Annotated in this window: 2 protein-coding genes; both read left to right on the top strand. The window is 56.8% G+C overall.

Annotated elements, in window-relative coordinates; translation table 11 throughout:
* Positions 1-151: 151 nt before the first annotated feature.
* On the top strand, positions 152-808 hold the full coding sequence (locus G7B67_RS13050; RefSeq protein ID WP_166213124.1) for a DUF998 domain-containing protein: 657 nt from the start codon (positions 152-154) through the stop codon (positions 806-808).
* An 18-nt stretch (positions 809-826) separates the two neighbouring features.
* Positions 827-1198, top strand: a complete 372-nt coding sequence (locus G7B67_RS13045; protein WP_166213122.1) for a DUF6404 family protein — start codon at positions 827-829, stop codon at positions 1196-1198.
* Positions 1199-1507 lie beyond the last annotated feature (309 nt).

Genomic DNA, 1507 nt, shown 5'->3' with positions numbered 1-1507 from the left:
GCCGATTGACACCGGATTTCGTGAAGTACGTTGGCGGCTGAGACAGCGCTCGTTGGTTCACGGTCGCGAGGTATAACAATTCATTCAAGGGGAAGCCACTTCGTGGCTCCCCTTAATTCAGGTGTTATGCGGCACAGGGACCGCACTGCAAATGATGTCTCAAAAAAGAATCGGTCTGCTCGCGATGTTGACGCCGGTATGGTTTCTGGCCATTTATCTGGTTATGTCGGCCATGCGGCCCGACTACAGCCACACGGATCAGGCAATAAGCGAGCTGGGTAGCCTTGACGCTCCGAACCTTTGGGCATGGAACATCCTTGGGTACATCCTGCCTGGCATTGCTATAGCCATCTTAGGCTTGGGCCTTAGGCGGGAGTTTTCGAGCAAGGGCGGCGTCAGTGCCGCAATCCCAGCAATCGCGTTGGCTGCCTCGGGTCTGCTCATGGCGTTGTCCGGTGCCTTTCCGGCAAACATGGCGGATTTCAAGTCCACTACCACTCTTGTCCATACCATTGGTAGCTTCGGGTGCTATATCGGCTTCCTCATCGCTGGCTTCTGGCTGCCGCCCATCTTCCGCAAGTCAAGTGCGTGGCGCTGGGTGGCGACACCGTCGCTCGCTCTTGTGGTTGCTTCCATTGCTACGGGCATCTTGCGCTTCGTCGGCATGGCGAGCATTGGTCAGCGCATCACCTTTACCTGCTTTTTCCTCTGGATCGCGCTGCTTGGCTTTGCTCTGTGGCGCGCCCATGGTCCAGGGGCGCCGCATAACAATTCGTTCAAGCCGAAGCCGCTTCGCGGCTCGGCTTAACTCAGGTGTTAGGTGCGCATGACACACGATCGCAAAATTGAAGAATACAAACGCCTGATGGCGGAGAAAGGTGTAGGCCCAGCCACAGCATCGCCGCCCCTTTGGCAGTTGCTCTGGTCAATGGGCATTCCGCTGCCGCCGCCGCTCTATATGGGCTTTCTTCCGCTCGCCCTCTTTGGTGGCACATTCTTCGGGGTCGTGTTCGGCGCTTTTGCCTGGTACATGGGCAACAAGGGCATTCGCACCATGTCGTTAAAGGAGGCGGGTGATGTCGCCCTGATTGCCGGCGCATTGTTTGGCATCACTGTCTCTTGGTTTACCCGTCGTCTGGCCCGGAAACTCGGGTTAGGTTCCTGGTCCGCGCTGGGCACAGCCCGGCTGCGCACCTAACAGTTCATTCAAGCCGAACATGCTTCGTTCCAGCAAAAGGCGGCACTGAAGAGCGTGCCACCTTTTGCCTCCACTACGCATGTCGGCTTAATTCAGGTGTTATATGGCTATGGCAAGATTCTCGCGCCCGGCAACAATCCTAGCTATAGGTTTTAGCTTGGCTGCATGCAGCCAGCCCCTAGGCGTTTCGCCAGAGCAATTCCGGGCTGAATTGTGCCCAGCTCAACTAAACAGTGCTTGGGATGCCGAGTACGTCGGAGTGAAAGACGGCAAGGCCTACCTTAAATATTGGAGCGGATCGCCCACGGT

The sequence above is a fragment of the Cognatiluteimonas telluris genome (genome assembly GCF_011320095.1).
In the GTDB taxonomy this organism is placed as follows: Bacteria; Pseudomonadota; Gammaproteobacteria; order Xanthomonadales; family Xanthomonadaceae; genus Cognatiluteimonas; species Cognatiluteimonas telluris.
Note: the sequence above shows the minus strand (reverse complement) of the source record. Positions and strands in the feature narration are given on the sequence as shown.

Excerpts from the sequence above, each read along its gene's own strand:
- G7B67_RS13050 (WP_166213124.1), top strand. The coding sequence starts at position 152 with ATGATGTCTCAAAAAAGAATCGGTCTGCTCGCGATGTTGACGCCGGTA.
- G7B67_RS13045 (WP_166213122.1), top strand. The coding sequence starts at position 827 with ATGACACACGATCGCAAAATTGAAGAATACAAACGCCTGATGGCGGAG.